General features: G+C 71.7%; 8 protein-coding genes. 6 read left to right on the top strand and 2 right to left on the bottom strand.

Features of this window, described 5'->3' with window-relative positions:
- Positions 1-75: 75 nt before the first annotated feature.
- Positions 76-996: a methylisocitrate lyase gene (gene prpB, locus L2I40_RS14895; protein WP_237215959.1), complete on the bottom strand. Its 921-nt coding sequence runs from the start codon at positions 994-996 to the stop codon at positions 76-78.
- A gap of 40 nt (positions 997-1,036) precedes the next feature.
- A complete protein-coding gene (locus L2I40_RS14890; protein WP_237215957.1) occupies positions 1,037-2,428 on the bottom strand; it encodes a sodium:proton antiporter in 1,392 nt (463 codons plus the stop codon).
- Between the two features lie 295 nt (positions 2,429-2,723).
- Between L2I40_RS14890 and L2I40_RS14885 the strand changes: the two genes are divergently transcribed.
- The 6 genes from L2I40_RS14885 to L2I40_RS14860 form a co-directional block, all read left to right on the top strand.
- Complete coding sequence (locus L2I40_RS14885; RefSeq protein ID WP_237215954.1) at positions 2,724-3,356, top strand: SRPBCC family protein; 633 nt, start codon at positions 2,724-2,726, stop codon at positions 3,354-3,356.
- A 3-nt stretch (positions 3,357-3,359) separates the two neighbouring features.
- The gene (locus L2I40_RS14880) at positions 3,360-4,247 is read left to right on the top strand and encodes an AAA family ATPase (RefSeq protein ID WP_237215952.1); all 888 of its coding nucleotides are present in this window, start codon (positions 3,360-3,362) and stop codon (positions 4,245-4,247) included.
- Complete coding sequence (locus tag L2I40_RS14875; RefSeq protein ID WP_237215950.1) at positions 4,244-5,470, top strand: vWA domain-containing protein; 1,227 nt, start codon at positions 4,244-4,246, stop codon at positions 5,468-5,470. The genes L2I40_RS14880 and L2I40_RS14875 overlap by 4 nt, the downstream gene beginning before the upstream one ends.
- Positions 5,467-5,802, top strand: a complete 336-nt coding sequence (locus L2I40_RS14870; RefSeq protein ID WP_237215948.1) for an XdhC family protein — start codon at positions 5,467-5,469, stop codon at positions 5,800-5,802. The genes L2I40_RS14875 and L2I40_RS14870 overlap by 4 nt, the downstream gene beginning before the upstream one ends.
- A complete protein-coding gene (locus L2I40_RS14865; protein WP_237215946.1) occupies positions 5,799-6,497 on the top strand; it encodes an XdhC family protein in 699 nt (232 codons plus the stop codon). The genes L2I40_RS14870 and L2I40_RS14865 overlap by 4 nt, the downstream gene beginning before the upstream one ends.
- On the top strand, positions 6,494-7,519 hold a 1,026-nt coding region (locus L2I40_RS14860), incomplete at its 3' end, for a molybdopterin-binding protein (protein WP_237215945.1). The genes L2I40_RS14865 and L2I40_RS14860, both read left to right, overlap by 4 nt.

Below are 7,519 nucleotides of genomic sequence, written 5' to 3'. Positions count from 1 at the left end.
GGCGCCGGCCCTGGCCCCGGCCCGCGCAACCCGCCGCCGCGCTGACGGTCTTCCCCCGCGGCGCAGGGGGATGCCTCAGCCCTGCGGCATCCCCTCCGGGATCACCGTCTTCACCAGGCTCGCGTCGAGCGATTCGTAGTCGTGGTAGCCGATCGTCGCGTAGAGCTCGGCGCGGGTCTGCATGCGGTCGAGCTTCGCCATCGTGCCGCCGGTCTCGCGGATGGTGGCGTAGAGCTCCTCCATCGCCTTGTTGGCCACCCGCATGTGGCTGACCGGCCAGATCACCATGGCATAGCCCAGCTCCTCGAACTCCTTCGCCGTGAAGAAGGGCGTGCGGCCGAACTCGGTCATGTTGGCCAGCAGCTTCACGCCGGGCATCCGCTTCGCGAACTCGGCGAACATCTCGCGGTTGTGCAGCGCCTCGGGGAAGATCGCATCCGCCCCGGCCTCCAGATACAGCTTCGCGCGCGCCACGGCGGCGTCCATGCCCTCGGACGCCACGGCATCGGTGCGGGCGATGACGTAGAGGTGCTTCCGCGCCTTGCGGGCGGCGGCGACCTTCGCCGCCATGTCGCGCGCATCGGCGAGCTTCTTGTCGTTCAGGTGGCCGCACTTCTTGGGTAGCAGCTGGTCTTCCAGGTGCACCGCCCCTGCCCCGGCCTCCTCGAAGACGCGGACCATGTGCATGACGTTCAGCGCCTCGCCATAGCCGGTGTCGCCGTCCACCAGCATCGGCAGCCGCGCGGCGCGGGCGACCTGGCGGATGTAGAAGGCGACCTCGTCCACGGTGATCATGCCGAGGTCGGGCAGGCCCATCGTCGCCGACATGGCGGCCCCCGACATGTAGAGCGCCTCGAACCCCGCCTGCTTGGCCAGAAGGGCTGCGATGCCGGTATGCGCGCCCGGCATCTGCAGGATCTGCGGGCGCTCCATCAGCTGGCGGAAGCGCAGGCCGGCGGGGGCGTCGGGCAGGTCGTCGGCGATCACGTAGGGCATGGTCGTTGTGCCTTCCTCGGGAAGTTCGGACGAACGTGACTCAGAAGAAGATGAAGGTGACGAGCACGAAGAGCGGCAACAGGAAGATGGCGGCCCAGGCGCAATAGCCGAAGAAGGAGGGCATCCGCACGCCGTTCTCCTCGACGATGGCCTTCACCATGAAGTTGGGCGCGTTGCCGATGTAGCTGTTCGCACCCATGAACACCGCGCCGCAGGAGATGGCCGCCAGCGTCAGCGCGCCCTGCGTCATCAGATGGACCGGGTCGCCGCCGGCGAGCTCGAAGAAGACGATGTAGGTCGGCGCGTTGTCGAGGAAGGAGGACAGCACCCCCGACAGCCAGAAATAGACCCAGGGGATCGGCTGGCCGGTGGCGTCGGAGGTGAGCGCGACGAGGCCCGCCGCCGCGCCCTCGCTGCCCGCGCGCAGGATCGCGAGCACCGGCGCCATGCAGATGAAGATGGCGGCGAAGAGCTTCGCCACTTCCAGGATCGCGCCCCAGGCGAAGCCGTTCGCCTCCCGCAGTGCGGCGGAGGTGAAGCGGACCGAGGCGACGGTGATCGCCAGGAACAGCACGATGCCGATGCCGCGCTCGATCTCCATGCGCTGGCCGAGCAGGTAGAAATAGCCGAGCTTCACGTAGCCCATGGCGATGACGACGGCGACGATGGCGCCGACGAGGGCGACGTTGAGCCAGCCCTCGATCGCCAGCGGCTCCTTGCGCTCGAGAGGCGGCACGACGGGACGCTCGCGCGCCCAGGCCCAGCTGTCGAGGACGTAGTAGACGGCGAGCAGCACGACGGCGCAGACCAGGAACTCGGCGAAGAGATGCGTGGTCGGCCAGAAGAAGGACACGCCGCGCAGGAAGCCGAGATAGAGCGGCGGGTCGCCGACCGGCGTCAGGCTGCCGCCGATGTTCGCGACCAGGAAGATGAAGAAGACGAAGGTGTGGGTCTTCTGCCGGCGGAAAGCGTTGGCGCGGAGCACGGGGCGGATCAGCAGCATCGCGGCGCCGGTCGTGCCCATCAGGCTCGCCAGCACGGTCCCGATCGCCAGCAGCGCGGTGTTGGTGGCCGGCGTGCCGATGAGCGTTCCCTTCAGCAGCACGCCCCCGCCCGCGGTGTAGAGCGCGAGCAGCAGCGCGATGAAGGGGACGTATTCGAGGACCATGACATGGGTCAGCTCGTACCAGGCAGCGCCGACGCCGAAGACGGCGGCGGCGGGGACCAGCAGCAGGGCGGCCCAGCCGGCGGCGATCTTCCCGTAGTGGTGGTGCCAGAGATGCCCGGCGAAGAGCGGCATCAGCGCGATGGAGAGGAGGATGCCGGCGAAGGGGATGGCCCAGAGGAGCGAGAGCTCGGCGCCAGGGACGCCGCCGCCGGCCGCCTGGGCCGGGCCCGCCGCCAGCGCCGCCACCATGGCCGCGCCGCCCACCGATACGCTCCTGGGCCGAACCCGCATCCCTTCGCCACCCCCGCCCTTGCGCCTCAGCGGCTTAGCCCGTCCCGTCCCACACGTCACCGGGGCTGACCCACCCTTTCGCCCCGGACGCTCCCGGCCTAATAACCCCCGCAAAACCGCCTTGCGGCCGTGCGGGGACCCGGATGGGTCCGGATCCCCCGCGGCTCGGCGCGTCCTGTCGCGGCCCGGCCGCGGCGGGGCCAGCGCGGAGGCGGAAGGCCTTGGACATGCGCCGTCTTGGGCGCCGACCGGAGAAGGGACCCGATCGATGGAAATGACCGGAGAGCGGCGCATCGCGGCCCCGCGCCAGCGCGTGTGGGAGGCGCTGAACGACCCGGCCGTGCTCCAGGCGGCGATCCCGGGCTGCGAGAGCGTCGAGCGGACCGGCGAGGACGAGTTCCAGGCCAAGGTCGCGGTGAAGCTCGGCCCGATGTCGGCGCGCTTCGGCGGCAAGGTGCAGCTGACCAACATCAACGCGCCCGTCTCCTACACCATCTCCGGCGAGGGCCAGGGCGGCGCGATGGGCTTCGCCAAGGGCGGCGCCGACGTCGCGCTCGAGGAGGTCGGGCCCGAGGAGACCGTGCTGCGCTACAACGTGAAGGCGCAGGTGGGCGGCAAGATGGCGCAGCTCGGCGCGCGGCTCATCGACAGCACGGCCAAGTCCATGGCCGACCAGTTCTTCGACCGCTTCGCGGCGCAGGTCGCTCCGGCCGCGGTGGCGGCCGCGCCGGCCGCCGTGACGGGGCCTGGCGCGACGGCGCCGCGGGCAGAGGCGCAGCCGGATTATTTCCAGCTGGCGGGGCGCTTGCTGAGCCTCGAGTTCATGGGCATGCCCGTGCAGGTCTGGGGCGGCCTGGGTGCGATGCTCTTCGTGCTCTACCTCATCTTCCTCTCGACCTGACGCATGTCCTCGGTCGAGGCGACGCAGAAGCTGCTGGCGGAGGGCGGATACGTCGCCGACCGCCAGCTGGCGACCACCGTCCACCTCGCGTTGCGGATGGGCCGGCCGCTCTTCCTGGAAGGCGAGCCGGGCACGGGCAAGACCGAGATCGCCAAGGTGCTGGCCGCGAAGCTGCCGCGGCGGCTGGTGCGGCTGCAGTGCTATGACGGGATGGACCTGTCCTCGGCCGCCTATGAGTGGAACCACGCGCGGCAGCTGATGGCGATCCGCCTGGCGGAGGCCTCGGGCGAGGCCGGCGACCGGGCGGCGCTGGAGCGCGGCATCTACGACCGCCGCTTCCTGCAGGCGCGCCCGCTGCTGGATGCGCTGGAAGGCGAGCCGGCGGTGCTCCTGATCGACGAGCTCGATCGCGCCGACGAGCCCTTCGAGGCCTTCCTGTTGGAGATCCTGGCGGATTTCCAGCTTTCGATCCCCGAACTCGGCACGGTGAAGGCGGCGACACCGCCGGTGGTCGTCATCACCTCCAACCGGACGCGCGAGGTGCATGACGCGATCCGGCGGCGTTGCCTCTACCACTGGGTGGACTACCCGGATGCGGCGCGGGAGCGGGCGATCCTGAAGCTGCGCGCGCCGGGCGTGGGCGAGCGGCTCTCGGCCCAGGTGGTCGCCTTCGTGCAGGCGGTGCGCGGCGCCGACACCTTCAAGCCGCCTGGGGTGGCGGAGACGATCGACTGGGCGTCGGCGCTGGCGGCGCTCGATGCGCAGGAGCTGGAGCCCGCGCTGGTCGACGAGACGCTGGGTGCGCTGCTCAAGTACCAGGACGACATCGCGAAGATCCGCGGCGCCGAGGCGGCGCGGCTCGTCGCGGACGCCAAGGCGGCGGTCGCGTGATCCCGCCGAAGGCCGCGCTGGGGCTGCCGCTGCCGGCAGGTCCCGGCGGGGCCCTCGGCGCGAACCTGATCGCCTTCGGACGCCTGCTGCGCCGCGCCGGGCTGCCGGTTGGGCCCTCGGAGATCCTGGCCGGAGCAGCGGCGCTCGAATGCGTCGATCTCGGCGACCGGGCGCAGGCCAAGGCGGCGCTGCGCGCCACCATGGTGCACCGGCACGAGCACTTTCTTCTGTTTGACCACGCCTTCTCGCTGTTCTGGCGCGATCCGGAGGCGGGGCGCCATGCGGCGGCGATGGCGCTGCTCGACGGATTCAAGGAGCAGCCGAAGCCGCCCGCGGCCTCGCGACGCCTGGCGGAAGCGATGCGCGGCGACCGGCCCGAGCCGCCGAAGCCGCCGGAGCCGCAGGAGGAGAAGCTCGACGTCACCTTCACCGTCAGCGACCGCGAGCGGCTGCAGGCGATGGATTTCGAGGCGATGTCGGCCGAGGAGATCGCCGCGGCGAAGGAGGAGATCCGCAAGCTCGTCCTGCCGCTCGATGCGCGGCCGACGCGGCGCTACCGCGCCTCGCATCGCGGCACGCATGCGGACCTGCGGCTGACGGTGCGGGAGAGCCTGCGCACGGGCGGCGAGATCCTCGACATCGCGCGCCGCCGGCGCGTCGTGCGCACGCCGCCGCTGGTGGTGCTCTGCGACATCTCGGGATCCATGTCGCGCTATGCGCAGGTGCTGCTGCACTTCATCCATGCGGTGACCAACGACCGCGACCGGGTGCATGCCTTCCTGTTCGGGACGCGGCTGTCGAACGTGACGCGCCAGCTGCGCCATCGCGACCCGGAAGCGGCCTTCGAGATGGTGAGCCACGCGGTGCCCGACTGGTCGGGCGGGACGCGGATCGGGGAGTCGCTCGAGCGCTTCAACCGGCTATGGTCGCGGCGCGTTCTCGGCCAGGGTGCGGTTGTGCTGCTGATCACGGACGGGCTCGACCGTGAGGGTGCCAAGGGCCTCGCCGAGGCGACGGAGCGCCTTCGAAAGTCCTGCCGGCGGCTGGTCTGGCTCAATCCCCTGTTGCGCTACGCGGGGTTCCAGCCGAAATCACAGGGCATCCGCGCCATGCTGCCGCATGTCGATGAGTTCCGGCCGGTGCACAATCTGGCGTCGCTGCGCGAGCTGGTGGCGGCGCTGTCGGACCGGCGGCCGGGACGCGGAAGGGAGTTCGACGCATGAGCGGAACGACCGGCACGGACAGCGAGGACATCCTCGGCACCGCCGCCGCCTGGCTTGCGGAGGGCGAGACGGTGGCGATCGCGACGGTGGTGGAGACCTGGGGGTCGTCGCCGCGGCCGGCTGGATCGCGCCTGGCGGTCACGAAGTCGGGTCGACTGGCGGGCAGCGTCTCGGGCGGCTGCATCGAGGGCGCGGTGGCCGAGGTCGCGCGCAAGACGATGGAGACCGGCGCGCCGCAGCTGCTCGATTTCGGCATCAGCGACGAGCGCGCCTGGGAAGTGGGGCTCGCCTGCGGCGGCAAGCTGAAGGTCTTCGTGGAGAAGATGGGATGACGCCCGCGCTGCTGCAGCGGCTGCTCGCCGCGCGCGAGGCGAAGCGCCCAGTCGCGCTGCTGACGCGGCTGCCGGACGGGGCGCAGCTGCTGTTCCCGGAGGACGCAACGCCCCCTGCCCTCGCGGCCGAGGCCGAGGCCGCGCTGCGCGACGATGCATCGCGCAGCGTCACGGTGGATGGGACCGCGTGGTTCATCGCGGTCGAAAACCCACCGCTCAGGCTCATCGTGGTCGGCGCGGTGCACATCGCGCAGGCGCTGGTGCCGATGGCGCTGCCGCTCGGCTTCGCCGTCACGGTGGTGGACCCCCGCCGTTCCTTCGCGACCGAGGAACGCATGGGCGATCGCGTCGCGATCTCGACCGACTGGCCGGACGAGGCGATGGCGGCGCTGGCGCCCGATGCGCGGACGGCGGTGGTGACGCTCACGCATGACCCGAAGCTCGACGATCCCGCGCTCGAGGTCGCGCTGCGCAGCCCCGCCTTCTACATCGGCTCGCTCGGCAGCCGGCGCACCCATGCGAAGCGCGTCGCGCGGCTGACCGAGGCGGGGCTGACGGAGGCGGAGATCGCGCGCATCCACGCCCCGGTCGGGCTCGACATCGGCGCCGTCACGGCGCCCGAGATCGCCGTCTCCATCCTGGCCCAGATCGTCGCCGCCCGGCGGGGCGGGCCGAAGAAGAAAGCCGAGCCATGATCTTCGGCCCCACCCCGCTCGACGAGGCCCGCGGCGCGGTCCTCGCCCACACGCTCCGGCTGCCCGGGCGCGTGCTGAAGAAGGGCACGGTGCTCGACGACGCCGCGATCGCGACGCTGCGGGAGGCGAAGCACCGCGACGTGATCGCCGCACGGCTCGAGGCCGGCGACGTGCCGGAGGACGAGGCGGCGGACCGCATCGCGAACCTGCTGATGGCGCCGCTCGTCGCGCGCTCCCGCGCCTCGACGGGCCGGGTGAACCTGTTCGCCGAGAGCGCCGGCCTCTTCACCGCGGATGCCGCGCTGATCGACCGGATCAACGCGGTGGACGAGAGCGTGACGGTCGCGACGCTGCCCGACCGCTCCGTCGTCGCGGCGAAGGAGATGGTCGCGACCATCAAGATCATTCCCTTCGCGGTGCCGGGCGCGGTGCTGTCGGTGATCGAGGCGCTGGCGGGGGGCCGGCGCGCGGTGGCGATCAAGCCGTTCCGTCCGCTCAAGGTCGGGCTCGTCCTCACCGAACTGCCCGGCATCAAGGAAAGCGTGATGGAGGGCGCGGTCGAGGCGACCGGGGCGCGGGTGGAGTCCCTGATGGGAACGCTGCTGCCGGTGGAGCGCGTGCGCCACGACGAGGCGGCGGTGGCCGAGGCGCTGGCGCGGCTGCGCAAGGCCGGCGCCGAATTGCTGCTGATCGCCGGCGCCTCCGCCGTCGTGGATCGTCGCGACGTGGGCCCGGGCGGCATCACGCGCGCGGGCGGCACGATCGACCATTTCGGCATGCCGGTCGACCCCGGAAACCTGCTCTGCCTGGGGCGTGTCGGCGAGGTGCCGGCGCTGGTGCTGCCGGGCTGCGCGCGCAGCCCGAAGCTCAACGGCTTCGACTGGGTGCTGCAGCGGCTTTTCGCCGGCGAGCGCGTCACGGCACGCGACGTGATGGGCATGGGCGTCGGGGGCCTGCTGAAGGAGATCGAGGTGCGGCCGCTGCCGCGCGCCGAGGCGCCGCGGGTGCCGCCGCCGGCCGCC

Source organism: Falsiroseomonas oryziterrae (assembly GCF_021864505.1).
GTDB lineage: Bacteria > Pseudomonadota > Alphaproteobacteria > Acetobacterales > Acetobacteraceae > Falsiroseomonas > Falsiroseomonas oryziterrae.
The sequence above is the reverse complement of the archived record's forward strand: the minus strand, read 5'-3'. Positions and strand labels throughout refer to the sequence as shown.

What these genes read in the sequence shown, in the direction of transcription:
- prpB (WP_237215959.1), bottom strand. Translation starts at nt 996, where the DNA reads ATGCCCTACGTGATCGCCGACGACCTGCCCGACGCCCCCGCCGGCCTG.
- L2I40_RS14885 (WP_237215954.1), top strand. Translation starts at nt 2,724, where the DNA reads ATGGAAATGACCGGAGAGCGGCGCATCGCGGCCCCGCGCCAGCGCGTG.
- L2I40_RS14880 (WP_237215952.1), top strand. Translation starts at nt 3,360, where the DNA reads ATGTCCTCGGTCGAGGCGACGCAGAAGCTGCTGGCGGAGGGCGGATAC.
- L2I40_RS14870 (WP_237215948.1), top strand. Translation starts at nt 5,467, where the DNA reads ATGAGCGGAACGACCGGCACGGACAGCGAGGACATCCTCGGCACCGCC.
- L2I40_RS14865 (WP_237215946.1), top strand. Translation starts at nt 5,799, where the DNA reads ATGACGCCCGCGCTGCTGCAGCGGCTGCTCGCCGCGCGCGAGGCGAAG.